23 protein-coding genes are annotated in these 25712 nt (G+C 72.3%); 15 read left to right on the top strand and 8 right to left on the bottom strand.

Translation table 11 applies throughout. The annotated features are described in order from the left end of the window. Positions 1–241: 241 nt before the first annotated feature. Positions 242–805, bottom strand: coding sequence for a hypothetical protein (locus ACZ6BG_RS25620; RefSeq protein WP_468453297.1), 564 nt, complete (start codon positions 803–805; stop codon positions 242–244). A 413-nt stretch (positions 806–1218) separates the two neighbouring features. Here ACZ6BG_RS25620 and fmt point away from each other — a divergent pair, with 413 nt between their 5' ends. Further along, positions 1219–2151: a methionyl-tRNA formyltransferase gene (fmt, locus tag ACZ6BG_RS25615; RefSeq protein ID WP_469005489.1), complete on the top strand. Its 933-nt coding sequence runs from the start codon at positions 1219–1221 to the stop codon at positions 2149–2151. Positions 2152–2237: 86 nt separating this feature from the next. After that, positions 2238–3740 (top strand): RsmB/NOP family class I SAM-dependent RNA methyltransferase, encoded by a 1503-nt coding sequence (locus tag ACZ6BG_RS25610; RefSeq protein ID WP_469005487.1) that lies wholly within the window; start codon positions 2238–2240, stop codon positions 3738–3740. Between the two features lie 16 nt (positions 3741–3756). Here ACZ6BG_RS25610 and ACZ6BG_RS25605 read toward each other — a convergent pair whose 3' ends face one another. Then, positions 3757–4800 (bottom strand): NAD-dependent epimerase/dehydratase family protein, encoded by a 1044-nt coding sequence (locus ACZ6BG_RS25605; protein WP_469005484.1) that lies wholly within the window; start codon positions 4798–4800, stop codon positions 3757–3759. A 34-nt stretch (positions 4801–4834) separates the two neighbouring features. Beyond that, entirely contained in the window at positions 4835–5527 is a 693-nt protein-coding gene (locus tag ACZ6BG_RS25600) for a TetR/AcrR family transcriptional regulator (protein WP_469005482.1), read from the bottom strand. 152 nt (positions 5528–5679) lie between these two features. Between ACZ6BG_RS25600 and ACZ6BG_RS25595 the strand changes: the two genes are divergently transcribed. From ACZ6BG_RS25595 to ACZ6BG_RS25585, 3 genes are all read left to right on the top strand, one after another. Continuing rightward, positions 5680–6105 carry a MarR family winged helix-turn-helix transcriptional regulator gene (locus ACZ6BG_RS25595; protein ID WP_469005480.1) on the top strand — a complete coding sequence of 142 codons (426 nt, stop codon included), beginning with the start codon at positions 5680–5682 and terminating at the stop codon, positions 6103–6105. Positions 6106–6224: 119 nt separating this feature from the next. Then, positions 6225–6632 carry a YciI family protein gene (locus ACZ6BG_RS25590; protein WP_469005478.1) on the top strand — a complete coding sequence of 136 codons (408 nt, stop codon included), beginning with the start codon at positions 6225–6227 and terminating at the stop codon, positions 6630–6632. A gap of 8 nt (positions 6633–6640) precedes the next feature. Continuing rightward, positions 6641–7819 carry an RNA polymerase sigma factor gene (locus ACZ6BG_RS25585; RefSeq protein WP_469005475.1) on the top strand — a complete coding sequence of 393 codons (1179 nt, stop codon included), beginning with the start codon at positions 6641–6643 and terminating at the stop codon, positions 7817–7819. Positions 7820–7849: 30 nt separating this feature from the next. Here the strand turns inward: ACZ6BG_RS25585 and ACZ6BG_RS25580 are convergent, their stop codons facing one another. Next, positions 7850–9997, bottom strand: a complete 2148-nt coding sequence (locus ACZ6BG_RS25580) for an MMPL family transporter (protein ID WP_469005473.1) — start codon at positions 9995–9997, stop codon at positions 7850–7852. A 163-nt stretch (positions 9998–10160) separates the two neighbouring features. Between ACZ6BG_RS25580 and rpe the strand changes: the two genes are divergently transcribed. From rpe to ACZ6BG_RS25545, 7 genes are all read left to right on the top strand, one after another. After that, complete coding sequence (gene rpe, locus ACZ6BG_RS25575) at positions 10161–10847, top strand: ribulose-phosphate 3-epimerase (protein ID WP_469005471.1); 687 nt, start codon at positions 10161–10163, stop codon at positions 10845–10847. Positions 10848–10980: 133 nt separating this feature from the next. Then, a complete protein-coding gene (locus tag ACZ6BG_RS25570) occupies positions 10981–12033 on the top strand; it encodes a sugar-binding transcriptional regulator (protein WP_469006190.1) in 1053 nt (350 codons plus the stop codon). Between the two features lie 174 nt (positions 12034–12207). Beyond that, positions 12208–12663, top strand: a complete 456-nt coding sequence (locus ACZ6BG_RS25565) for a guanyl-specific ribonuclease (protein ID WP_469005468.1) — start codon at positions 12208–12210, stop codon at positions 12661–12663. A gap of 135 nt (positions 12664–12798) precedes the next feature. After that, entirely contained in the window at positions 12799–13284 is a 486-nt protein-coding gene (locus ACZ6BG_RS25560) for a barstar family protein (RefSeq protein ID WP_469005466.1), read from the top strand. A 163-nt stretch (positions 13285–13447) separates the two neighbouring features. Further along, a complete protein-coding gene (locus ACZ6BG_RS25555) occupies positions 13448–14890 on the top strand; it encodes a GuaB1 family IMP dehydrogenase-related protein (RefSeq protein ID WP_469005464.1) in 1443 nt (480 codons plus the stop codon). A gap of 346 nt (positions 14891–15236) precedes the next feature. Continuing rightward, positions 15237–16727, top strand: a complete 1491-nt coding sequence (locus tag ACZ6BG_RS25550) for an amino acid permease (protein ID WP_469005462.1) — start codon at positions 15237–15239, stop codon at positions 16725–16727. 25 nt (positions 16728–16752) lie between these two features. Then, on the top strand, positions 16753–17208 hold the full coding sequence (locus ACZ6BG_RS25545) for an Lrp/AsnC family transcriptional regulator (RefSeq protein WP_030360443.1): 456 nt from the start codon (positions 16753–16755) through the stop codon (positions 17206–17208). 112 nt (positions 17209–17320) lie between these two features. Here the strand turns inward: ACZ6BG_RS25545 and ACZ6BG_RS25540 are convergent, their stop codons facing one another. Then, complete coding sequence (locus ACZ6BG_RS25540) at positions 17321–17971, bottom strand: Repetin (protein ID WP_469005460.1); 651 nt, start codon at positions 17969–17971, stop codon at positions 17321–17323. 333 nt (positions 17972–18304) lie between these two features. On the opposite strand from ACZ6BG_RS25540, the gene ACZ6BG_RS25535 reads away from it, so the two are divergent. Next, positions 18305–19099, top strand: a complete 795-nt coding sequence (locus ACZ6BG_RS25535; RefSeq protein ID WP_469006188.1) for a carbon-nitrogen hydrolase family protein — start codon at positions 18305–18307, stop codon at positions 19097–19099. An 84-nt stretch (positions 19100–19183) separates the two neighbouring features. Further along, on the top strand, positions 19184–20881 hold the full coding sequence (locus tag ACZ6BG_RS25530; RefSeq protein WP_469005457.1) for a flavin monoamine oxidase family protein: 1698 nt from the start codon (positions 19184–19186) through the stop codon (positions 20879–20881). Between the two features lie 48 nt (positions 20882–20929). Here ACZ6BG_RS25530 and ACZ6BG_RS25525 read toward each other — a convergent pair whose 3' ends face one another. From ACZ6BG_RS25525 to ACZ6BG_RS25515, 3 genes are all read right to left on the bottom strand, one after another. Further along, positions 20930–21835, bottom strand: a complete 906-nt coding sequence (locus tag ACZ6BG_RS25525) for an LLM class F420-dependent oxidoreductase (protein WP_469006186.1) — start codon at positions 21833–21835, stop codon at positions 20930–20932. Between the two features lie 89 nt (positions 21836–21924). Then, complete coding sequence (locus ACZ6BG_RS25520) at positions 21925–22662, bottom strand: DUF5995 family protein (RefSeq protein ID WP_469005455.1); 738 nt, start codon at positions 22660–22662, stop codon at positions 21925–21927. A gap of 51 nt (positions 22663–22713) precedes the next feature. Then, positions 22714–24129 (bottom strand): uracil-xanthine permease family protein, encoded by a 1416-nt coding sequence (locus ACZ6BG_RS25515; RefSeq protein ID WP_468453331.1) that lies wholly within the window; start codon positions 24127–24129, stop codon positions 22714–22716. Positions 24130–24311: 182 nt separating this feature from the next. Here ACZ6BG_RS25515 and ACZ6BG_RS25510 point away from each other — a divergent pair, with 182 nt between their 5' ends. Further along, a complete protein-coding gene (locus tag ACZ6BG_RS25510; protein WP_469005452.1) occupies positions 24312–25610 on the top strand; it encodes an alginate lyase family protein in 1299 nt (432 codons plus the stop codon). Positions 25611–25712 lie beyond the last annotated feature (102 nt).

Genomic DNA, 25712 nt, shown 5'->3' with positions numbered 1-25712 from the left:
CGTTGGGAGAGTCGGCGGGAGCGCGGAGCTGGCAGGCGTCGGGTGAGTCAGTGGGTGGCCGGGTGAGCCAGCGGGTGTTGGCTGATCCGATCGGCGGTGGCTGGTCCGGCGGGTCCCGGGGGAGTCGGCGGTCCTGGGTGGGCTGGCGGCGTTGGGTGCGTCGGCGGGTGGTGTGGGTGGGCCATGAAGCACGGCTGCCCCCCGCCCGGCGTGGGCAGGGGGCAGGCGGCTGCCGCCCGGGTCAGCCGTTGCGCGGGCCGGGGAAGGCGCCGGGCCGCATGTCGTCGCGGAGGCCGGGGCTGCCCGCTGACGGCTGGGTCGGCATGGTGCGGGCCGCGGGGACGGAGGGCAGGGGGGCGCCCACCGGGACCGTGCGGGGCGGGGCGGGAGCCGTGGTGGCGGTCGCGGCGGTGGTCGGCTCGGGTGCCCGCTCGGGTTCGGCGGTGGTCTGGGCCGTGGTGCGGCGTGCGCCGTAGCGGCGGTGCACGGCCTGCTTGGTGACGCCGAGCGCGGAGCCCACCGCGTCCCACGAGAAGCCGAGCGAGCGGTCGAAGTCGACGGCCGCGGTCACCAGTGTCTCGACGCTGTCGCGCAGTTCCTGGGCCAGGCGGACGGTCGGAGCGGGCGCGCGTCCGTACACGACGAAGCCCGCGGAGGGGCTGGAGCGGCGCGGGCGGTAGACGTTGCCGAGCTGGGCGGTGAGGGTGCGCAGTGCGTCCACCTGCCGGCGGACCCGCTCGATGTCCCGCACCAGCAGGTGCAGGCTGGCCCGTGCCTGGGCGTCGTGGGTTGCGTGGTCGGCCATGAACAAGCCTCTCGAACCGGCGTTGAGTGATCGGGATGAAAGGAGCTGTAGGGGAGAAAGGGGAAGGACGGAAAGGAAAGAGGGGAAAGCGGGAAGCGGGGACGGGTGCGGGGGTCGCGTCGGTGGGGACGGGCTGCGTACGGGGACGTGCGGCGTGCGGGGCGGTCCGTGTCTCGGTTCCGCTGCGGCGGTGGAGGGTTGGTGGTGCTGTGCAATGAGGAGCGGGCCGCGTGTGCGGCCCGTTGTGGTCAACTTTCTCTTGACCCAACGCGCTACGTCGTGAGGGGTCACGGTCCAGGGGCGTATGTGCATATGCGCAGGGCGCACACCCATGCGTACGCCCCCGGGAAACCTCTGGGCAGGGCCCATAGACTGGTGCGTCGCCGACCCCCAGAGAACCGAGGTACCACCCAGTGAAGCTGGTCTTCGCAGGCACCCCCGAGGTCGCCGTCCCCGCCCTGGACGCGCTGATCGCATCCGGCAGGCACGAGGTGGCCGCCGTCGTCACCCGCCCCGACGCGCCCGCGGGCCGTGGCCGCAGGCTGGTCGCGAGTCCGGTGGCCGAGCGTGCGGAAGAGGCCGGGATCGAGGTCCTGAAGCCCGCGAAGCCGCGTGACGAGGCGTTCCAGGCCCGGCTGCGGGAGATCGCGCCCGACTGCTGCCCGGTCGTCGCCTATGGCGCGCTGCTGCCGAAGTCCGCCCTGGACATCCCGGTCCACGGCTGGGTCAATCTGCACTTCTCGCTGCTGCCCGCCTGGCGGGGTGCCGCGCCGGTGCAGCACGCCATCATGGCCGGGGACGAGATCACCGGCGCCTCCACGTTCCTGATCGAGGAGGGCCTGGACTCCGGGCCGGTGTACGGCACGGTCACCGAGGAGATCCGGTCCACCGACACCAGCGGCGACCTGCTGACCCGCCTCGCCTTCGCGGGCTCCGGGCTGCTCGCCGCGACCATGGACGGCATCGAGGACGGCTCGCTGACGGCTGTGCCGCAGCCCGCCGACGGCGTCAGCCTCGCCCCGAAGATCACCGTCGAGGACGCGCACATCGACTGGTCGGCACCCGCGCTCCGGGTGGACCGCGTGGTGCGCGGCTGCACGCCCGCGCCCGGCGCGTGGACCGTGTTCCGCGGTGAGCGCCTGAAGCTGATCCAGGCCACGCCCGTCCCGGACCGCACCGACCTCGCGCCCGGTGAGATCGCCGCGGGCAAGAAGAACCTGTACGTCGGCACGGGCTCGTACGCCGTGGAACTGCTGTGGGTGCAGGCACAGGGCAAGAAGCCGATGGCCGCCGCCGACTGGGCGCGCGGGGTGCGGATCGCCTCCGGGGAGCGGCTCGGCGTCTGACGCCGCCCGCGAGGGTGCGAGTGGGAGGCCGGGCGCGGGCGACGTACGCTGACATGGTTCGCCCCATCACCAGCAGCGGAGCACCTTTGAACGACCAGCCGAACCGGCGTCCCCGCACCCAGGGCAAGTCCGGAGGCCAGGGCAAGCCCGCCTCCCAGGGCCGGCCCGGGAACTCCGGCAAGTCCCCCAAGCCGTACCGCCGCCCGCAGAAGGACCCCGTCCGCTTCCTCGCCTTCGAGGCGCTGCGGGCCGTCGACGAGCGGGACGCGTACGCGAACCTCGTGCTGCCGCCGCTGCTGCGCAAGGCCCGTGAGCAGGAGGGGCCCGAGAAGTTCGACGCGCGGGACGCGGCGCTCGCCACGGAGCTGGTGTACGGGACGCTGCGCCGCCAGGGGACGTACGACGCGATCGTCGCGGCCTGCATCGACCGGCCGCTGCGCGAGGTCGACCCGCCCGTCCTCGACGTCCTGAACCTGGGCGTCCACCAACTGCTCGGCACCCGGATCCCCTCGCACGCCGCGGTGTCCGCGTCGGTGGAGCTGGCGCGGGTGGTGCTCGGCGACGGGCGGGCCAAGTTCGTGAACGCGGTGCTGCGGAAGGTGGCGCGGGACGACCTCGACGGCTGGCTGGAGAAGGTCGCGCCGCCCTACGACGAGGACCCCGAGGACCATCTCGCCGTCGTGCACTCGCATCCGCGGTGGGTCGTCTCCTCGCTGTGGGACTCCCTCGGGGGCGGCCGGGCCGGGATCGAGGACCTCCTGGAGGCCGACAACGAGCGGCCCGAGGTGACCCTCGTGGCGCGGCCCGGACGGTCCACGGCCGATGAACTCCTCGACTCGCTCGACGCGGATTCGGCGCTTCCGGGCCGCTGGTCGCCGTACGCCGTGCGGCTGAGCGAGGGCGGCGAGCCCGGCTCCCTCGACCTGGTGCGCGAAGGGCGGGCCGGGGTCCAGGACGAGGGCAGCCAGCTGGTCGCAATCGCACTCGCGAACGCTCCCGTCGACGGTTCCGACACCAAGTGGCTCGACGGCTGCGCGGGCCCCGGCGGCAAGGCCGCCATGCTCGCGGGCCTCGCCGCCGAGCGCGGGGCCGTGCTCCTCGCCGCCGAGAAGCAGCCGCACCGGGCCCGCCTCGTGGGCCAGGCCCTCGCCGGGAACCCCGGCCCCTACCAGGTCGTCGCCGCCGACGGGACCCGGCCGCCGTGGCGGCCCGGGAGCTTCGACCGGGTCCTGATGGACGTTCCCTGTACGGGACTTGGCGCGCTGCGGCGACGCCCCGAAGCGCGCTGGCGGCGGCGGCCCGAAGACCTCGAAGGGTTTGCTCCGTTGCAACGCGCGCTGCTGCGCACGGCGTTGGAGTCGGTGCGGGTCGGCGGTGTCGTCGGGTACGCCACGTGCTCGCCGCACCTCGCCGAGACCCGGGCCGTCGTCGATGACGTGCTCAAGCAGTGGGGGGACGCGGAACTGGTGGACGCGCGGGATCTGATGCCCGGCGTCCCGGCGCTCGGGGACGGGCCCGATGTCCAGCTGTGGCCGCATCTGCACGGGACGGACGCGATGTATCTGGCGGTCATCCGGCGTACGGGGTGAGCCGGGGCGCGGGGGCTCAGGCGCGCCGGGTGTGCGCGGTGAGGAAGGCGTCCTCGGCCGCGTAGTCGAAGAACGGGCGGAAGTACGGGTCGTCCGGCTTGGGCAGGGTCCCCTCGGCGTCGCCGGTCCGGGCGGCGGTGACGAGCCAGTCGATCTCGGCGGCGGCCGTCGTCGCGTAGTCCCCGGCGGGCCGGTACCCGAGGGCTTCGGCGGCGGAGGTGTCGAGCACGGCCGGGTGGGGGGAGTCCCACGGGGTGCGCCCCAGCGTGTCCGGGGCGCTCGCGTCGAGGAGGACTTCGTCCCAGGTGTGCCCGAGGCGCCGGGCGATGACGCGGGAGATGGCGAGGGCGCTCGGCGCGTCGGGGTCGGCGCAGTTGAGGACGCGTGCGCCCGGCCGCGTGGCGACTGTTTCGACGAGAGCGGCGATGTTGGCTGCGGCCGTCGGGTGGACGACCCCGGTGCCCCGGTGGGCGAGCAGCACCGCGGCGCGTCGGTCCAGGGCGCGTTTGACGAAGACCCACTCGCGCGGGCGGGCCGCGCCCACCCCATGGACGCGGGAAGGGCGTACCACGGTGATGGGCAGGCCGCTGTCCAGGGCGACTTGCTCGGCCGCGACCTTGTTGGGGCCGTAGCCCTCCCGGGAGCGGTGGTCCATGTCGCCCGGGGCCACGGTGGGCTGGGTCTCCCGGACGGGGCCGTCGAAGCGGGGTGGGACGTCGGAGTTGGCGTGGTTGCCGTCGGCGTCGGCGTACACGGCCCGGCTGGAGATCAGCGCCGTGGACGTGGCGTCGGCAGCCAGGGGCAGCAGGAGGCGGGCGTCGGCGGCGGTGTAGCAGATGCAGTCGACGAGCAGGTCCGCGCCCGAGCCCAGGGCGGCCCGGAGCTGATCCTCGTCGGCCCGGTCCGCCGCCGTGAACCGTGCGCCCATGGCGGCGATCCCGGACGGCATGCGGCGGGGGTCCCGGCCGGTGACGTCGACGGTCCACCCGGCGGTGAGCAGCCGCTGGGCGACCACGCGGCCGATGAGGCCGGTACCGCCGAGGATCAGGGCGTGGGGCATGCGCCGAGCATAGGCATGCTCGCTCGGTGCTCGGCTAGGACGGCTGCTGGTCGGCCGGGTCGGCCGGGTCGGCCGGGTCGGTCGGGTCGGCCGGGTCGGGCTGTGGCGCCCGCGCCGCGGCCCCGATCCCCGCGATCAGCACGTCCAGGCCGCCCTTGATGCGGTCCACGTCCCAGCCGCGCTCGGTGCGCTGGAAGTCGAACAGGCCCGGCGTGTACGCCATCAGGAGCAGGTCCGCCACGTAGGCGGCGTCCACACCGGGGGCGAGCTCCGCGACCATGTCGACGATCTGCTCGTGGTGCCGCCGGAAGGGGGTGCTGTGATAGCGCCCCGCCGGTGCGCTCGCCTCGGCCAGGAGCAGTAACTCCCGGTTGTCGTCGACGAGTTCGGTCATGCCGTGCAGGAAGGCGCGCAGTCGTTCGTACGCCGACGGGGTCTCGTCCTCGCAGTGGCGGGCGAACGCCTCCTGGAAGCGGGTCTCGTTGTCCTCGATCAGTGCGTAGACGAGCCCTGCCCGGTTGTGGAAGCGCCGGTAGACCGTGCCGACCCCGACTCCGGCCTCCTTGGCCACCGCGTCCAGGGACAGCTCGGCGAAGCCGTCCGCCGCGAGCAGGCGCCGGGCGGCGCCGAGGACGCGGAGGCGGTTGCGGGCGGCGTCGGCGCGCTCGGCGCGATCTGTGCGGGCGGCGCGGTCCGTGCGAGCGGTGCGATCGGCGGGGGTGGTCATGCGAAGCAGCGTAGCGAACGTAGCGGAGGCTTCTCCGGTTATCCCTTGAAAATCGGAGAACTCTCCGCTTAGAGTTGCGGCACGCCAACCGGAGAAATCTCCGTTTGACATCCGGAGCCTCAACACGCCCTATCCACAAGGAGATCCACGCCATGACTACCGCCTCCACCCCCCTCCTCAACGGCCAGCTCATCGGCATCACGTACCACGCGATCGCCGCCGTGCGGGACCGGCTCCTGGCCGGTTCGGGGCTGACCTTCCACCAGTCCGTGGCGCTCAAGGCCGTGTCCGACGGGCCCGACCGCGCCGGGGCCGTCGGCTACCTGACCGCGAAGCTCAAGATCGACGAGTCGGCGGCGGGCGTCCTGCTCGACGAACTCGCCGACGCCGGGTTGGTCGAGGGTGCCCTGCCCTCCCTCACCGACCGGGGCGACAGCGTCCAGCGCGCCTTCACGGCCGCCGTGTCCGAGACGACCGAGCGGCTGTACGGGGACCTGCCGGAGGCCGACCGCGAGATCGCGGCCCGCGCGCTCGCCCACGTCACCGCCAGGGCGAACGCCGAACTCGACGCCCTGTAGCCGACCCGTTCGAAGACGAGGGCAAAAGACTTCGCGGATGATGTCGAGAAGCCGTGACCGGCTCCGTCCCTGAGGTGAGCGTGACCAAAATAGGTCGCACAAGCACCGAGGAGCACACCATGGCCAAGTACCTGATGCTCAAGCACTACCGCGGCGCCCCGGAGTCCGTGAACCACGTGCCGATGGACAAGTGGACGCAGGAGGAGATCACGGCCCACGTCACGTACATGAACGACTTCGCCGCCCGCCTGGAGGAGACCGGCGAGTACGTCGACAGCCAGGCGCTCGCCCCCGGTGGCACGTTCGTCCGGTACGACGGCGAGGGCCGCCCGCCCGTCACCGACGGCCCGTTCGCCGAGACCAAGGACCTCATCGCCGGATGGATGGTGATCGACGTCGACAGCTACGAGCGCGCCCTCGAACTGGCCGGGGAGCTGTCGGCGGCTCCGGGAGCGGGCGGGCAGCCGATCCACGAGTGGCTGGAGCTGCGCCCGTTCCTGGGCGAGTCGCCCACCGTCACGGAGTGACCCCCTCCATGAACGAGGCCCTGCTCAGGAGCCTCACGCCGAGCGTCATCGGGATCCTCGTCCGCCGCGGAGCAGACTTCGCGGCGGCCGAGGACGCCGTGCAGGACGCCCTGGTCGAGGCGGTCCGGGTGTGGCCGGCCGACGAGCCGCGGGATCCGAAGGGCTGGCTCGTCACCGTGGCCTGGCGCAAGTTCCTCGACACGACCCGGTCGGACATCGCCCGCCGCCGCCGTGAGGACCTCGTCGACGAGGAGCCCCCGCCCGGGCCCGCGACCGCGGTGGACGACACGCTCCAGCTCTACTTCCTGTGCGCCCACCCGTCGCTTACGCCGTCCTCCGCCGTCGCGCTCACCCTGCGCGCCGTCGGCGGCCTCACCACCCGCCAGATCGCCCAGGCCTACCTGGTACCCGAGGCGACCATGGCGCAGCGCATCAGCCGGGCCAAGCGCACGCTCTCCGGTATCGGAGTCTCCCCTGCTGGAGCGAAGCCGAGAGCTTGGGGAAGGCTCGACCGGTCCGGAGACGTCGCCACCGTGCTGCGCGTCCTCTACCTGGTGTTCAACGAGGGTTACTCCGGGGACATCGACCTCGCCGCCGAGGCCATCCGGCTCACCCGGCAGCTCGCCGCAGCCATCGACCACCCCGAGGTGGCGGGGCTGCTCGCCCTCATGCTGCTCCACCACGCCCGGCGCGCCTCCCGGACCACACCCGACGGGGTCCTGGTGCCGCTCGCCGAGCAGGATCGCTCCCGGTGGGACACCACGGCGATCGCGGAGGGCATCGGGATCCTCCAGGCGGCCCTCGCCCGCGACCGCCTCGGCGAGTTCCAGGCCCAGGCCGCCATCGCCGCCCTGCACGCCGACGCGCCCACCGCCGAGGAGACCGACTGGGTGCAGATCGTCGAGTGGTACGACGAGCTCGCCCGCCTGACCGACAGCCCCGTCGTCCGGCTCAACCGCGCGGTGGCCGTCGGGGAGGCCGACGGGCCGCGCGCCGGGCTCACGGCGCTCAAGGAGCTGGAAGAGTCGGTCCCGCGTCACGCCGCTGTGGCCGCGTACCTCCACGAGCGCGACGGCGACCTGACGACGGCGGCACGGCTGTACGCCGAGGCGGCCCACCAGGCGTCCAACCTCGCCGAGCGGGACCACCTGACGCGGCAGGCCGCCCGGCTCAACGCCCGCCGGTGAGGCCGGTTCAACGCCTGTCAGCGAGGCCGGTCATCGCCGCTGGTGGGCCTCGTCGCGCGCCAGCGCGTGCGGCCACCACACCTTCGGGCCCACGTCCAGGAACAGGGACGTGACCAGGACCGAGCGGACGATGAAGGTGTCCAACAGGACGCCCAGCGCGACCGCGAAGCCGATCTCGACGAACGGCACCATCGGGATCGTGCTGAGGGCGGCGAAGGTGCCCGCGAGGACCAGACCCGCCGAGGTGATGACCGCCCCGGTCGCGGAGAGGCCGGTCAGCACACCGGCACGGGTGCCCTGGCGGGCGGCCTCCTCGCGGATGCGGGTCGACAGGAAGATGTTGTAGTCGATGCCGAGCGCCACGAGGAAGACGAAGACGAACAGCGGGAAGTCCGTGGACTCACCCGGGAAGTCGAAGATGTGGCGGAAGACGAGCGCGCTGATGCCGAGGGCCGCCGAGAACGACAGGATCACCGTCGCGATCAGCAGCAGCGGGGCGACCACGGCGCGCAGCAGGGCGCAGAGGATGAGCAGCACCACCAGCAGGACGAGCGGGATGACCAGCTTGTCGTCGCGGATGGTCGCCTTGTCCATGTCGAGCAGCGTCGCCGTGCCGCCGCCGACGTGCGCGTCCGCGCCCGGTACGGCGTGCACCGCGTCCCGGACCCGCTCCACGGTGTCCTTGGCCGCCTTCCCGTCGGCCGGGTCGGTGAGGATCGCCTCGACCAGCACCCTGCCGTCGTGCTCGGCCTTGGTGCCCGGAGGCACCGAGACGCTGCCCTTCTGCACACCGCGGGTGTTCTGGACGGTGCTGCTGACCTCGTCGGCCTGTGCCTTGTCCGCGATGACGACCATCGGGTCACCGGTGCCCGCGGGGAAGTAGTCGGCCGTCACCTCCTGGCCCGTGACCGAGTCCGGCTTGTTGATGAAGGAGTCCTCGTTGCTGACCCCGGCCGCGCGCATCTGGAGCAGGCCGAGGGAGAGCGCGGCGAGCGCCAGCGAGGTGACGATCCAGGTCTTGCGGGGACGGGCGGCGATCCGGCGGCCCATGCGCGCCCACAGGCCTTGGTCGGCCGGGTCGGCGCTGCCCTCGTGGGGGACCAGCGGCCAGAACAGCCAGCGGCCGCAGACCACGAGCATCGCGGGGAACAGCGACAGCATCGCGAGCACCGCGACCGCGACACCGATCGCCGCGACGGGCCCGAGCCCGCGGGTGGAGTTCATCTCGGCGGCCAGCAGCACCAGCATGCTCAGGACGACGGTGGCGCCGGAGGCGAGCACGGCAGGACCCGCCCGGTGCAGGGCCAGGGCCATCGCCTCGTGCCGGTCCGTGTGGCGGCGCAGTTCCTCTCTGTACCGGGCGACGAGCAGCAGCGCGTAGTCCGTGCCCGCGCCGAAGACGAGGACGGTGAGGATGCCCGCGCTCTGGCCGTTGACGGTCAGGTCGGCGTACTCGGCGAGCAGATAGATCAGCGCCTGCGCCGCGTACAGGGACACGAACACCGAGAGCAGGGGAACGAAGAGCAGGATCGGGCTGCGATAGGTGATCAGGAGGGCCACCACGACGACCGCGCCCGCCGTGAGCAGCAGCGTCGAGTCGATCTCCGCGAAGGCCTCGGACAAGTCGGCGGAGACACCGACGGGCCCGGTGACGTACACCTCCAGGCCGTCCTCGCCCTCGCCCACCTTGTCCTTGACGTCGTCGACGGCTTCCGGCAGGTCGTTCCAGAGGTCGTTGCTCATCGTCAGCGGCACGTACACCTGCGCCGCCTGCGCCCTGGCGCCGGGCTCGTCGAAGGTCGGGCCGCGGGTCTCGTCGCCGCGGATCCAGTGCGAGCGCAACTGCTTGACCTCGCTCACACCGTCCGCGATCCGCGACCGGTCCCGCTCGGTGAGCGGGCCGTCCTCGCGGGCGAACAGGATCACCATCGGCATGGTCTCGGGCCGGAACCCCTCCGAGGTGTCCAGGACCCGGGTGGACTCCGCGGACCGCGGCACCCAGGACGACGCCGTGTTGTCCTGCTTGTCGGCGAGTTTCGAGGCCAGCGGCGCGGCGAGGACAAGCACGATCAGCCAGAACACCAGGACCAGCCACTTGGCGCGTGGCCCGCAGACCAGCCAGGCCACCCCTCGGCGTTCCCGGCGCTTGTTGTCGGACCGCGTCCCAGACCGAGACATGGGCATGGTTGTCCCCCTGCTGCCCCACGCGCTGGCGGTGGACGGACAGCATGGCACGCGGTGCGCGGGCCGGGGAGGTCGCTTTCACCCCCGGCCGGCGCCCCGCGGTGGCCTTGGCGGGACCGGGGCGGGCAACCGCCGCGCGGCATGGCAGTCTTGGGGCATGGCCGTGCAGATCAACCCCAGCATCCTCTCCGCCGACTTCGCCCGCCTCGCCGAGGAGGCGCGCGCCGTTCAGGGCGCAGATTGGCTCCATGTCGACGTCATGGACAACCACTTCGTTCCGAACCTGACCCTGGGGGTGCCGGTCGTAGAGTCTTTGGCACGGGCGACGGACACGCCGCTGGACTGCCATCTGATGATGGAGGACCCCGATCGCTGGGCCCCGCAGTACGTCGAAGCGGGCGCGGGATCCGTCACCTTCCACGCCGAGGCGGCCGCGGCGCCGGTCCGGCTCGCGCGCGAGATCCGCGCGAAGGGCGCCCGCGCGTCCATGGCGCTGAAGCCCGCGACGCCGATCGAGCCGTACGAGGACCTGCTGCCGGAACTGGACATGCTCCTGATCATGACCGTCGAGCCGGGCTTCGGCGGCCAGGCCTTCCTCGACATCATGCTCCCCAAGATCCGCCGCACCCGTGAGCTCATCACCAAGCACGGACTCGAGATGTGGCTCCAGGTCGACGGCGGCGTCTCGGCCACCACCATCGAGCGCTGCGCCGAGGCCGGCGCCGACGTCTTCGTCGCCGGATCGGCGGTGTACGGCGCGGACGACCCGGCGGAGGCGGTACGTGCACTGCGCACCCAGGCCGAGGAGGCCACCGGTGCCGCAGGGTGGGCGTGCGCCCACTGAGGCGCGGGCCGGGCACAACGGGGCCGCCGCTTGGCCAACGGCTTGGCCACGGGAACGTGAACGCGGCCCATCAGGGCTGATCAAGTACGCCGGATCTGCAAGGATGAACAGCGAATCCAGGTGTACGTATGTGGTGAACAGCAGTGAGGAGAGCGCCGTGTCGGCCATGTCGGCGGGTCGGTCAGCCATGCGGATGGGACCCGCGGAGCTGGTGCAGGCGGCGGCCATGGCCCGCCGTTTCTATCTCGAGGGCAAGTCCAAGATCCAGATCGCCGAGGAGTTCGGCGTCAGCCGCTTCAAGGTGGCGCGGGTCCTGGAGACGGCTCTCGAACGTGATCTTGTACGGATCGAGATCCGCGTGCCCGCGGAGCTGGACGCCGAGCGCTCCGACGCGCTGCGCGCCCGCTACGGCCTGCGGCACGCCGTCGTCGTCGAGTCCCCGGCGGCGACCGAGGACATCGACGACTCCCCGGACCCGGAGAACCTCGGCGAGGTCGCGGCCGGACTCCTGGGCGAGCTGGTCAACGAGGGCGATGTGCTCGGCCTCGCCTGGGGGCGCTCGACCATCAACATGGCGGCGGCGCTCGACGCGCTGGCGCCCTGCACGGTCGTGCAGCTGACGGGCGTGTACGACGCAGGGACCGCCGAGCGCGGCTCGGTGGAGGCGGTCCGGCGGGCCGCGCAGGTCTCCGGGGGCGACGCCCACCCGATCTACGCCCCGATGCTCCTTCCGGACGCGGCGACCGCCGCCGCGCTGCGCCATCAGACAGGGATCGCGCGGGCCTTCGAGTACTTCGACAAGGTCACCGTCGCGGCGGTGTCCATCGGCTCCTGGGAGCCCGGCATCTCCACGGTCCACGACATGCTCACCGACGAGGAGCGCGCGCACTACGCCTCGCTCGGCGTCGCCGCGGAGATGTCGGCGCACCTCTTCGACGCCGAGGGCCGCAGGGTCGGCCGCGACCTCGGCGAGCGCTGCATCACCGTCGAGGCGGACCGGCTGCGCCGCATCCCCGAGGTCGTCGCGATCGCCGGGGGCCAGCGCAAGGCGGCCGCGATCGACGCGGTGCTCCGCTCCGGCCTGGTCACGAGCCTCGTCACGGACACGGCGGCGGCGGACCAGCTCCTGGTCGCCGGTTCGGCACCGCGGCCGGCCCTCGACCGGGCGGATCCGGACGGGGAGTAGCGCGGGGCCGCGCGGCGCTCGGGGTGTACGGCGCACGCGGGGCGGCCGGGGGGCCGGGGGGACGGGGACGGTCGGATACCGGCGGGGCAGCCGGGGGCCGACGGCAGGGGTGGTGACCGACGGCGCGTGGACGTCGGCGCGCGCCGACGCGCGGAAGCTGGCAGCATCGGCCCCATGATCTTCCGGGCCTCCGGCCAACTGCGCAGAGCGCTCCTGAGCGCGCTGCTGACCTGTCTCGCGGTGCTGCTCGCGGGATGCGGCACGGAGGGGAACGACACCCCCGACCGGCAGAGCGCCGCCGACCGGCGGAGCAGTCCGGGCGCCGCGGCCGAGACCCCCGCCTGGGCGCGCGGCATGGAGACCGTCGAGGCCGCCCGCCTCCCCGCCGAGGCGCGACGGACGCTGCGCCTCATCGACGACGGCGGGCCCTTCCCGTACGAGAAGGACGGCACCGTCTTCGGCAACTTCGAGGGCGAACTGCCCCGGCACGCACGCGGCTACTACCGCGAGTACACCGTCCCCACCCCCGGCGCCCGCAACCGCGGCGCCCGCCGCATCGTGACCGGCCGCGAGCACGAGACGTACTACACGGACGACCACTACGCGTCGTTCAGGGCGGTGCTGAGATGACGGCGGCGGAGACGACGGCGGCGTTACGGGGATGGGGCGGCGCGGTCCGGGAAGGCGGGGTGGCACGGTGACGACGGTGGCGGGAGTGGTGGACGTGGTCGGTCCGGCGGACGTGATGAGGGAGGCGAGGGCGTGATGGCGGGTGAGGACATGGAGCGGGTCCACGCGGACGGCGTGGACGGGCACACGGGCACGCGGGGCGTGGATCAGGAGGGCGTGGGCACGCGGGACGCCGACGGAGAGGGCGGGGGCGAGTCGCTCGGGCCCGTGCCCGTGTCGGTGCTCGACGCCGTGCGCGGCAGTGGCTGGGCCACGCTCGCGCTCGATCTGACCGGCGTGCTCGACAAGGACGCCTTCATGGACCGGTGCGCGCGGGCGCTGACGCTGCCGGACTGGTTCGGCCGCAACTGGGACGCGCTCGCGGACTGCCTCACCGACCTGTCCTGGACGACCGAGGCGCCGGGACGGCTGCTCGTCGTCTCCGGGTGGCGGGAGTACGCCGAGGCGGCGCCGGGCGACTGGGCCGTCGCGCAGGAGGTGTTCGCCGACGCGGTCACGTACTGGCAGGGGCGGGAGCGGGGCCTTGAGGTCGTGCTGGTCGTGGGGCCGCTGTCGGGCTGAAGCGGAGCGCGCCCGGCTTGGAGGATCCGACCAGGGGGTTCGGGGGCGTCTGGGTGATCGTCCCAGGCGGCGCAATCCCCGCGGCATGGGACAATGAAGTACGTGCTTTTCCCCCGGCTGTCCTGTTCGGGGGCCACCTCTGATCGACTGGGATGAGCAGCACGTGCGTTTCCTCAATGACATCCAGCCCGCGTACGACCTGACGTACGACGACGTCTTCATGGTGCCGAGGCGCTCCGCCGTGGGCTCGCGCCAGGGCGTCGACCTCACGTCGCCGGACGGCACGGGCACCACGATCCCGCTGGTCGTCGCCAACATGACCGCGATCGCTGGCCGCCGCATGGCCGAGACCGTCGCCCGCCGCGGCGGGCTCGTCGTCATTCCGCAGGACATCCCGATCGACGTCGTCACCGAGGTCATCTCCTGGGTGAAGACGCGCCACCACGTGCTCGACACCCCCATCGTGCTGGCCCCCACGCAGACCGTCGCGGACGCCCTCGCGCTGCTGCCCAAGCGGGCGCACAACGCGGGCGTCGTGGTGGACGCGGACCACAAGCCGGTCGGCGTGGTCACCGACGCCGACCTCAGCGGCGTCGACCGCTTCACGCAGCTGTCCGAGGTCATGTCCAAGGACCTCCTGCTGCTCGACGCGGACATCGACCCGCGCGACGCCTTCAACAAGCTGGACGGCGCCAACCGCCGCTACGCGCCCGCGGTCGACAAGGAAGGCCGCCTCGCGGGCATCCTCACGCGCACCGGCGCCCTGCGCGCGACGCTGTACACCCCGGCCGTGGACGCGAACGGCAAGCTCCGCGTCGCCGCCGCCGTCGGCATCAACGGCGACGTGGCGGGCAAGGCCAAGCAGCTCCTCGAAGCGGGCGTCGACACGCTCGTCGTGGACACCGCGCACGGCCACCAGGAGTCGATGATCGCCGCGGTCAAGGCCGTGCGCGCGCTCGACCCGCAGGTGCCGATCGTCGCGGGCAACATCGTCGCCGCCGAGGGCGTGCGGGACCTGATCGAGGCGGGCGCCGACATCATCAAGGTCGGCGTCGGCCCCGGCGCCATGTGCACCACCCGGATGATGACCGGCGTGGGCCGCCCGCAGTTCTCCGCGGTGCTCGAATGCGCCGCCGAGGCCGCGAAGTTCGGCAAGCACGTGTGGGCCGACGGCGGCGTCCGGCACCCGCGCGACGTCGCCATGGCGCTGGCCGCCGGCGCGTCGAACGTCATGATCGGCTCCTGGTTCGCGGGCACCTACGAGTCCCCGGGCGACCTCCAGCAGGACGCCAACGGCCGTCTGTACAAGGAGTCGTTCGGCATGGCCTCGGCCCGCGCCGTGCGCAACCGCACCAGCGAGGAGTCGGCCTACGACCGCGCCCGCAAGGCGCTGTTCGAGGAGGGCATCTCCACCTCCCGCATGTTCCTCGACCCCGTCCGCCCGGGCGTCGAGGACCTGATCGACTCGGTCATCGCGGGCGTCCGCTCCTCCTGCACCTACGCGGGCGCCGCGTCCCTCGCGGAGTTCGCAGAGAAGGCCACCGTCGGCATCCAGAGCGCCGCCGGATACGCCGAGGGCAAGCCGCTGCACGCCAGTTGGAGCTAGCCCGACCCCAACGCCCGGACGGCCCCCGCGAGTTCATCGCGGGGGCCGTCCGCGTTTTCCGGCCACCGGAGGCACCTCCGCGACTCCCCATCCAACCCAGGACAAAACAGACACGACGCAACGGACGAAACGGACGGCGCAACGAACAGGCGCATCGCCGCGTCGCACGCAACGATCTTGTGCCGATGCGCAACGTTGCTGCATTACGGTTGGGAACCAGCGCCTCGTAGAGTCGGGCGCTGTACGTGGCGTGGCGGGGACTGCCTGCTCGGTGGCTCCCGTTCTTCGCTTGTGGGCTGCCGCGGCTTCCTGCCACCTCTACCGGCAGCGATGAAGGAGCCAGCGCGTGCTCGACCAGGGCGCACCCCCGCAGACCCGCCAAAGCCCCAAGGGCTCGGTGGGTCTCGGCACTCGACTGATGCGGCGCAAGCCGGTGGAACGCCTGGTCGCGGAGGGCGGCCAGGGTGAGGGCGGCTCGCTGCGGCGCACCCTCGGCATGTGGCAGCTGACCATGATCAGCATCGGTGCGACACTCGGCACCGGCATCTTCGTGGTGCTCGGCGAGAGCGTTCCCAAGGCCGGTCCGGCCGTGACGATCTCCTTCGTGATCGCCGGTCTCACCGCCCTCTTCTCGGCCCTCTCGTACGCGGAGCTGGCCGGCACCATCCCGGTCGCCGGATCCTCGTACTCGTACGCGTACGCAACCATGGGCGAGCTCGTCGCCTGGGTGTGCGGCTGGTGCCTGGTCCTTGAGTACGGCGTGTCGGTGGCGGCCGTCGCCGTCGGCTGGGGCGAGTACCTGAACGAACTGCTCGACGGCACCATCGGCGTCACCATCCCGGACGCGCTGTCCGCGGCCCCCGGTGAGGTCGACGGTGCGATCATCAACCTGCCCGGCCTGATCGTCGTGCTGCTGGCCATGGTGTTCCTGCTCGGTGGCGCCAAGGAGTCCGCGCGCGCCAACACGATCATGGTCGTCGTGAAGATCGCGGCCCTCGTGCTCTTCTGCGCCGTCGGCTTCACCGGCTTCAAGTCCGGCAACTACTCCGACTTCATGCCCCTCGGCGTCGCCGGGGTCAGCGCCGCCGGAGCGAGCCTGTTCTTCTCCTACATCGGCTTCGACGCCGCCTCCACCGCCGGTGAGGAGGCCAAGAACCCGCAGCGCGACCTGCCGCGCGCGATCATGCTCTCGCTGATCATCGTCACCGCGCTCTACGTCCTGGTCGCCGCCGTCGCCGTCGGCGCCTGGAACTGGAAGGACTTCGAGGGCTCCGAGGCGTCGCTGACCGCGATCATGAACGACGTCACCGGTCAGACCGTCTGGGGCACGCTGCTCGCCGCGGGCGCCGTCATCTCCATCGCCAGCGTCGTCCTGACCGTTCTCTACGGCCAGACCCGCGTGCTCTTCGCGATGTCCCGCGACGGCCTCGTGCCCAAGAAGTTCGCCAAGGTCAGCGGCAAGACCGGCACGCCCCGCGTGAACACCGTCATCGTGTCCCTCTTCTGCGGCGCGCTCGCCTCGGTGATCCCGCTCGGCAAGCTCGTCGACGCCACCAGCATCGGCACGCTCTTCGCCTTCGGCCTGGTCAACATCGCCGTGATCGTGCTGCGCCGCACCCGGCCCGACATGAACCGCACGTTCCGGGTGCCCTTCGGCTGGCTCTTCCCGGTGCTCGGCTTCGGCTTCTGCGCGTACAACATGTTCAACCTCGACTCGGTCACCTGGGTCGTCTTCGGTGTCTGGATGGCCGTCGGCCTCGTGTTCTACTTCCTGTACGGGATGCGCCGCTCCCGTCTGGAGACCGCCGAGACCCCCGAGGTCCCCGCGGTGAAGTGACACGCAGAGAAGTGAACGACCCCCTGTGCGACTGAACGATCTCGACGAACGCATCGTGCACGCCCTCGCCGAGGACGCCCGCCGCTCCTACGCCGACATCGGCCAGCTCGTCGGCCTGTCCGCGCCCGCCGTGAAGCGGCGCGTGGACCGGCTGCGGGCCACCGGAGCGATCACCGGCTTCACCGTCCGGGTGGACCCGGCCGCGCTCGGCTGGGAGACCGAGGGGTTCATCGAGATCTACTGCCGCCGGAACACCTCGCCCGAGGCGATCCAGCGGGGTCTGGAGCGGTACCCGGAGATCGCGTCCGCCTCCACCGTCACCGGTGAGGCGGACGCGATCGTCCAGGTCTTCGCCGCGGACATGCGGCATTTCGAGCGGGTCCTGGAGCGGATCGCGGGGGAGCCGTTCGTGGAGCGGACCAAGTCCGTCCTTGTGCTTTCGCCGCTCATGCGGAGGTTCTCCTCCGGGTCGCCCGCCTAGGGCCTGTCCGACGGGCCGACGCGAGCAGGCCGCCCGCTCTGTCCGTGGCAGAGCGGGCGGCCCGTTCATGGGGGAGCGGCCACCCCACCCCCGTGGAGGTGGCCGGACCGGCCTAGTTCGTGGGGTACGGCAGGTTCCACGGCGTCACGCGGAAGTCGCCCGTGCCCTTCTTGACCGTCTCGAAGGGGGCCAGGCTGTTGCACTTCGGCAGCTTCTTGTCGCCGGTGGGGCCGCCCGTCGCGCCCCAGCTGTAGCCGAGGCGGTCCAGCTTGCCCGGGCCCTTGTCGTGGACGCTGAAGCCGACGCGGCCGCCCTTGACCTTCTCCATCAGGCCGTCGCTGGTCTCGGTGATGATGCCGGTCGCGGACGCCACCTTGCCGCCCGTCACCAGGCAGTCGATCCGGCCCTTGGCCCAGCCGCCCTTGCCGCCCGGCTTGTCCAGGTGCACGAACTCGAAGGTGCCGGTGGCCTTGCGCGGGTCGCCGTTGTGCCGCTTGGCCAGATGCGCGTCGAACGTGAACGTCACGTCCTCGGTGGTCTTGCGGAACATCTTGGCCTTGCCGGTCAGCGCGGCCGCCTCGCGCGTCTTCGCCTCGGCCGCCGCCGAGCCCTTCGCGGCGGGGGCGTCCTGAGCGGCGATCCGCCGGCCGGGGTGCGTCACGTCCTCGCCGGATGCCACGGCGACGCCCGCCGCGCCCGCGGTGAGCAGGAGCGCGGCGCCCAGGACGGCGACACGGGTGGGGGTGAAGGCGTTGCGGCTCACGGGGAGCCTCCGTTCGTTCAGGCCGTTCTCCCGGCGTTTCCGGGTGAGATCACGATCCCGTGGCAGGGGGGTCGGAGGCGTCCGGCCACGGGCTGCTCTGTCCTTCCGCCGCGCGGGGGAGGGACCGCGGCGCGGGGTGCGCCCGCAGGTGGACACGCCGCCCGGCGCGGCACGCAACGAATCGTCGCCTCCGCCGCCGCACGCGCAACAAATCGCCCAGAGGGGTGCAACGGTCGCGCCTTGCCCGGTCACGGCCGCGGAACGTACCGTCTTTGCGAACCCCTGACGCCCGCCCGTCTCCCTACGCACGCCCCGAGGTCAGCCATGTCGCCGCTGCGCACAGCCCTGCTCCAGAGCTCGGGACGTCCCGGCTCCGTAGCCGCCAACCTCAAGGTCCTGGACGAGGCGGCGGAGCGGGCCGCGGCGGCCGGGGCACGGCTGCTCGTGACCTCCGAGATGTTCCTGACCGGGTACGCGATCGGCGACGACGTGCCCCGCCTCGCCGAGCCCGCCGACGGCGACGCGGCGGACGCGGTGGCCGACATCGCCGTACGCCACGGCCTCGCCGTCGCCTACGGCTACCCGGAGCGCGCGGACGCCGACGTCTTCAACTCCGTCCAGCTCATCGGCGCGGACGGCACCCGCCTCGCGAACTACCGCAAGACCCACCTCTTCGGCTGCTTCGAGCGCGACCACTTCACGCCCGGCGAGCAGGCCGTCGTCCAGGCCGACCTCGACGGCGTCCGGATCGGCCTGATGATCTGCTACGACGTGGAGTTCCCGGAGAACGTACGGGCCCACGCCCTCGCGGGCACCGACCTCCTGCTCGTCCCGACCGCGCAGATGCACCCGTTCCAGTTCGTCGCCGAGTCCGTCGTGCCGGTGCGCGCCTTCGAGAACCAGATGTACGTCGCCTACGTGAACCGCGTCGGCCCCGAGGGCGAGTTCGAGTTCGTCGGCCTGTCCACGCTCGCCGGTCCCGACGGGATCGCCCGGGCGCGAGCCGGGCGCGGCGAGGAACTGGTGCTCGCCGACGCCGACCCCGCCTTCCTCGCCGCGTCCCGCGAGGCCAACCCCTACCTGAGCGACCGCCGCCCCGGCCTGTACGGACCCCTCGTCCAGGCCTGACCCGCACCGGCCGGGCCGCGAGGCCGCCGAGGGCGAAGCCCGCCCGCACCACCTCTTCCGTACTGTGCAAGGAGTCCGTACCCCATGACGTCCACGGTGCCCACAGCCGTCCAGCACACCGACGCCCAGCCGCCCATCACCATGTTCGGGCCGGACTTCCCCTACGCGTACGACGACTTCCTCGCGCACCCCGCGGGCCTCGGCCAGATACCCGCGACCGAGCACGGCGCCGAAGTCGCCGTCATCGGCGGTGGCCTCTCCGGCATCGTGGCCGCGTACGAACTGATGAAGATGGGCCTCAAGCCCGTCGTCTACGAGGCCGACCAGATCGGCGGGCGGCTGCGCACCGTCGGCTTCGAGGGCACAGGCACGGACGAGCTGACCGCCGAGATGGGCGCGATGCGCTTCCCGCCGTCCTCGACGGCGCTCCAGCACTACATCGACCTGGTGGGCCTGGAGACCAAGGCGTTCCCCAATCCGCTCGCCGAGGCGACCCCCTCGACGGTCGTGGACCTCAAGGGCGAGTCGCACTACGCCACCACCGTCGACGACCTGCCGCAGGTCTACCGCGACGTGATGCACGCCTGGAACGCCTGTCTCGAGGAGGGCGCGGACTTCTCCGACATGAACCGCGCCCTGCGCGAGCGCGATGTGCCGAAGATCCGGGAGATCTGGTCGAAGCTCGTCGAGAAGCTCGACAACCAGACCTTCTACGGCTTCCTCTGCGAGTCCGAGGCCTTCAAGTCCTTCCGGCACCGCGAGATCTTCGGCCAGGTCGGCTTCGGCACCGGCGGCTGGGACACCGACTTCCCGAACTCCATCCTGGAGATCCTGCGCGTCGTCTACACCGAGGCCGACGACCACCACCGCGGCATCGTCGGCGGCTCCCAGCAGCTCCCGCTGCGCCTGTGGGACCGCGAGCCGCAGAAGATCGTGCACTGGCCGCTCGGCACCTCCCTGAGCGCGCTGCACGAGGGCGGCGAGCCCAAGCCCGCCGTCACCCGGCTGCACCGCACCGCGGGCAACCGTGTCACGGTCACCGACGCCTCCGGCGACATCCGCACCTACCGGGCGGCGATCTTCACTGCCCAGTCCTGGCTGCTGCTCTCCAAGATCGAGTGCGACGACTCGCTGTTCCCCATCGACCACTGGACGGCGATGGAGCGGACCCACTACATGGAGTCCTCCAAGCTGTTCGTGCCGGTCGACCGGCCGTTCTGGCTGGACAAGGACGAGCAGACCGGCCGTGACGTCATGTCGATGACGCTCACCGACCGGATGACGCGCGGCACCTACCTGCTCGACGACGGCCCGGACAAGCCCGCCGTCATCTGCCTCTCCTACACCTGGTGCGACGACAGCCTGAAGTGGCTGCCGCTGTCGGCGAACGAGCGCATGGAGGTCATGCTCAAGTCGCTCGGCGAGATCTACCCGAAGGTCGACATCAGGAAGCACATCATCGGCAATCCGGTGACCGTTTCCTGGGAGAACGAGCCCTACTTCATGGGCGCCTTCAAGGCCAACCTGCCGGGCCACTACCGCTACCAGCGGCGGCTGTTCACCCACTTCATGCAGGAGCACCTGCCCGCGGACAAGCGCGGCATCTTCCTCGCGGGCGACGACATCTCCTGGACGGCCGGCTGGGCCGAGGGCGCCATCCAGACCGCCCTCAACGCCGTGTGGGGCGTCATGCACCACTTCGGCGGCGCCACCGACGCGACCAACCCCGGCCCCGGCGACCTGTACGACGAGATCGCGCCGGTGGAGCTGCCGGAGGACTGACCGCGAGGCGGAGGGGGAGCCCTCAGCCCGCGAGGCTGAGGGAAGCCCTCAGAGCCCGGCCTCCCTGGCCGCCGCGTGCACCGCGGCGGCCACGTCGGTCAGCTCCCGCGCGTCCCGGGCGCTCGCCTGGAGGTCGACGAGGATCTCCTCCACCCCGGCCGCGGCGTGCGCCACCAGGTCCTCGGCGATCTGCTCGGCGTTGCCCAGGAAGGGGGCGCGGTCGGGGCCGTCGTACGGCTTCGGCGTATAGCGCGCGTTCGCCCGCAGGACGCTCTGGATCGGGGCCGTGCGGCCGCGCTCGGCGGCCAGGTCCGTGAGCCGCCGCCACTCCTCGGCGAGGCGCGCGGGGCCCGCGGCGCCCGGCATCCAGCCGTCGGCGCGGTCCACGAGCCTGCGGGCGGAGCGCGGGCTGTTGGCGGGCAGCAGGACCGGGATCGGGCGGGCCGGTTTCGGGCCCACCTCGGACGGGGCGATCGTCGTCAGCGTCCCCTCGGGCCCTTCGTACGCGACCGGGTCCGGGCCCCACACCGCCCGGCACACGTCGAGCGTCTCGTCGAGGACCGCGCCGCGCCGCTCGTACGGCGCCACCGACGCCGCCGCGTACTCGTCGAGGGACCAGCCCGTGCCGAGGCCCGCGACCACCCGGCCGCCGCTCGCCGCGTCCAACGAGGCCAGGGAGCGGGCCAGTTGGAACGGCACGTGCAGGGGCGCCACCAGGACGCTGGTGCCGAGGCGCACCCGCTCGGTGACGGCGGCGGCGAGCGTGAGCGTGACCAGGGGGTCGGCGACCGAGCGGTAGGTGTCCGGCCAGGGCCTGCCCGGGATGCCCCACAGGCCCTGGGTCGGGGGATCGGGGAACAGGACGCGCTCGAAGACCCAGAGGCTGTCGAACCCGGTCTCCTCGGCGGCGCGCGCCACCTGCGGGACATCGCGTCCGATGGTGAAGTGCTTCATCTGCGGCAGGCCGAGGCCGAGTCGGCAAGAGGGCACGACAGCTCCTGGGGGTCCGGGGCAGGTCCCGCACACGCTAGCCCGCCGCGGGATCAGTCCGGCAGAGGCGTGAGCAGCATCCGGCCCACAAGCCCCACCGTGTCGTCCAGGCGGGCCCGCATCTCCTCCGCCACGCCCGGGAAGTCGCGCAGGGCCCACAGGGCGCGCGCCGCCGACCACGCCCCGTCGCGGGCGCGGTCCAGGCTCCAGGAGCCGAGCAGGTGGGTGAGGGGGTCGGCGACCTGGAAGAGGTCGGGGCCCGGCATCAGGTCCTCGCGGATGCGTTCCTCCAGCGAGACCAGGATGTCGCCCACGTGGTCGAACTCGTCCTCCAGGTCGGTCGGCGCGCAGCCGAGGCTGTGGCAGGTGTCCACGACGGCGAGGGCCAGGTCGTGGCCGATGTGGGCGTTGATGCCCGCGAGCGCGAACTGCAGGCCGCGCACGCCGGGGTGGCGGCGCAACTGGAACAGGGGGCGCCAGCAGGCGGGCGGGTGCCCGTCGGCCGCCGCGGTGTCCACGGCCCGCAGATAGCGCTCGGCGAACCGGACGTCGAGGGTGACCGCCGCCCTGACGTCGTCGAACGCGCCCGCCGCGACGCTCCGGCCGACCTCCTGGGTGACCGCCAGATACACGCGGTTGAAGACGGCGACGCCGTCGCGGCGCGGCCACGTGGCGTCGAGGGCGCGCATCCGCGCGAGGACGCCGTCGACGCCGCCCTCGGCGAGGCGGCCGGTTCCGCTGTCCTCGCGCACGGGGTGGGCGCGCTCGGCGATCCGCTCGGACTGGGCCATGGGGGCAGGGTCCCAGCCCCGGCGCGGCACCCGGGCGCGCCGGGCTCGCGCTTACCCAGAACGAGGGAACCCGTCCGAGTCCTTGTGCGTGTCGTCCGCGTCGTCGTACGTGGACGTGCCCGAATCCAGCAGCGGTTCCTGGGACTTGAGGTGGGCGGGGGCGAACGCCCGCAGCACGTGGTAGCCGGTGATGACGACGATCGTGCCGAGCGCGATGCCGCTGAGCGAGAAGTTGTCGGTGAACTTCAGCGAGACGTTGCCGACGCCGATGATGATGCCCGCGGCGGCCGGGACCAGGTTCAGCGGATTGCGCAGGTCCACGTCGGCGTTGATCCAGATCTGCGCGCCGAGCAGCCCGATCATGCCGTACAGGATGACGGTGATGCCGCCGAGGACACCGCCGGGGATCGCGGCCACGACCGCGCCGAACTTCGGGCACAGGCCGAAGAGCAGGGCGAAGGCGGCGGCCGCCCAGTACGCGGCGGTGGAGTAGACGCGGGTCGCCGCCATCACGCCGATGTTCTCGGAGTACGTCGTGTTGGGCGGGCCGCCGACCGCGGTGGAGAGCACGGACGCGGCACCGTCGGCGGAGATCGCGGTGCCGAGCTTGTCGTCCAGGGAGTCGCCGGTCATCTCGCCTACGGCCTTGACGTGTCCGGCGTTCTCGGCGACCAGGGCGATCACGACGGGCAGCGCCACCAGGATCGCCGACCACTCGAAGCTCGGCCCGTGGAAGGACGGCAGACCGATCCAGTCCGCGTTCCCGACGGCCGACAGATCGAGGCGCCAGTGGTCGGTGACCTGGCCGGAGCCGTCCTGCGAGTGGATCTTGCCGAAGACGGAGTCGAGCACCCAGGACAGCGCATACCCGAAGATCAGGCCCAGGAAGATCGCGACGCGCGACCAGAATCCGCGCAGGCACACCACGGCCAGACCGGTGAACAGCATCACGCACAGCGCGGTCCACTGATCCTGCGGCCAGTAGGTCGCGGCCGTGACCGGCGCCAGGTTGAAGCCGATCAGCATCACCACCGCGCCCGTGACGATCGGCGGCATCGCGGCGTGGATGATCCGCGCGCCGAACCGCTGTACCGCGAGCCCCACGACGAACAGCGCCGCGCCGACCACGAGCACCGCGCCCGTGACGGTCGCGCTCGACCCGCCCTGCGCCCGGATCACCGCGGCCACGCCCACGAAGGACAGGGAACAGCCGAGGTAGCTGGGCACCCGGCCGCGCGTGGCGAGCAGGAAGATGACCGTCGCGACGCCCGACATCATGATCGCGAGGTTCGGGTCGAGGCCCATCAGGACCGGCGCGACGAACGACGCCCCGAACATCGCGACCACGTGCTGGGCACCCAGCCCGAAGGTGCGGGGCCAGGAGAGCCGTTCATCGGGGCGGACGACGGCTCCGGGCGCGGGGGTGCGCCCGTCGCCGTGCAGTCTCCAGCGCACGCCGAGATCCATGGTGAGTTCGCTTTCTGTGCGCGGGGACGAGCCGTGTCGTCGCAGGGACGGGCCGTGTCGTCATGTCGACGATCAGCGTCGACATGTTAGTGCGACGTAAGGGTGGCTCCTTTCCGGCGCGCTTCCGGTACGTTGGCATGGCCAAGTCACTGAACAGAGTTCACATATCTGATGGGAGCGTGATGAGCGCCCGTACCCGCATAGGCGCCCTGTTCACCGCCACGGCCGCCGTCGCCGCCGTCCTGGTGACGGCACTGCCGGCGACTCCGGCTCAAGGCCCGCCTCCGGTGGCCGCGGCCGCGAAGCCGAAGGCCCCTGACACCGCCGTCCTGGACGGCGAGCGCCTGGCCGACGCCAAGCGGCGGCTCGACCGGGGCGACCCGCGACTCCGCGAGGCCCTGGGCCACCTGACGGCACGCGCGGACAAGTGGCTCGGCAAGGGCCCCTGGACGGTCGTCGACAAGCCGAAGCCCGCACCGAGCGGCGACCCGCACGACTATCTGAGCCAGGCCCCCTACTGGTGGCCGACCGAGCCGAGGACTCCGGACAACCCCTGGGGGTGTCCGTACGAGCAGCGCGACGGCGAGCGCAACCCGGAGGTCGACACCGGCACCGACCGCCGAGACGTGGAAAACGTCTTCGACTCGGCCTACGAGCTGTCCCTCGCCTGGTACTACACGGGCGACAGGAAGTACGCCGAGCACGCCGCGAAGGTCCTGCGCACCTGGTTCCTCGACCCGGCGACGCGGATGAACCCGAACCTGAACCACGGGCAGTTCATCCCCTGCAAGTACGACGGCCGCGCCATCGGCATCATCGACTTCTCGCAGTCGTACACCTCCGTCGTCGACGCCCTCGCGATCCTCGGCACGGGCGCCCCGGGCTGGACCTCGTCGGACCGTGCGAAGATGCGCTCCTGGACCAAGAGCTTCCAGAAGTGGCTGGTGGACAGCCAGTTCGGCAAGGACGAGGCCGCCGCGAAGAACAACCACGGCACCTTCTACGACATGCAGCTCGCCGCCCTCGCCTACGCCAACGGCGACAAGGCGCTGGCCCGCAGGACCGTCCTGAACGCCCGCGCCCAGCGCATCGACCCGCAGATCGCCGCCGACGGCAGCCAGCCGCAGGAGCTCACGCGCACCCGCAGCTGGCACTACTCGACGTTCGACCTGGTGGCGTACACGCGCCTCGCCGACATCGGCAGGCACGTGGGCGTGGACCTGTGGGCGTACCGGGGCCCGGACGGGCAGAGCCTCGTCAAGGCGGTCGACTATCTGCTGCCCGCCGCGACCGGCGCGGCGAAGTGGCCGCACCCGGAGCTGGGGTTCCTGCGCTACGCGGCGAGCGACGTCGTGCGCGCCGCCGCCGACGCGGGGTCGGCCGCAGCGAAGGCCGCCGTGCCGAAGCTGGAGCGGCCGCCCGGCGGGGACCTGTGGGAGCTGCGTCCGGCGGCCGAGCAACTGGACTCGATCGCGGGGTGAGGCGCGGGGGCCGCGGGGTGGCGCCGGGCGGGAGTGTCGACTCCCGCCCGGGGGCGCCCGGTTGAGTGCTCCGGGGCTCGCGGGGATGGCGAGGCTGGGGGG

Source organism: Streptomyces sp. NPDC041205 (assembly GCF_055591765.1).
Note: the sequence above shows the minus strand (reverse complement) of the source record. Positions and strands in the feature narration are given on the sequence as shown.